A 274-nucleotide genomic window follows, 5' to 3' on the forward strand; every position below is an offset into this window, starting at 1 on the left:
GATTTGCTGTCTTCACCGAAGTGGATAGGACTCGAAAATTATATTGAAATTATGAAGAATGACGCTAAATTTATTCAATCCTTGAAGGTTACGTTCTTCTATGTGCTAATTGCCATTCCCGCACGTCTGATCGTCGCTTTGGGCATCGCCATGCTGCTGAATACGAAGCACCGCCTGATCGGGGTGTATCGCACCTTATTCTATATCCCTTCCATTATTGGAGGAAGCGTTGCCGTGGCTGTCATGTGGGGGCTGTTATTCTCGAGAACGGGGG

Annotated in this window: 1 pseudogene; it reads left to right on the forward strand. The window is 46.7% G+C overall.

The window, feature by feature from the left end:
• Window positions 1-51 precede the first annotated feature (51 nt).
• Window positions 52-274, forward strand: a pseudogene (locus KVT27_RS24600) (ABC transporter permease); the annotation flags it as partial.

It is taken from the genome of Lysinibacillus sp. GbtcB16, from assembly GCF_019091145.1.
Classification (GTDB): Bacteria; Bacillota; Bacilli; order Bacillales_A; family Planococcaceae; genus Lysinibacillus; species Lysinibacillus fusiformis.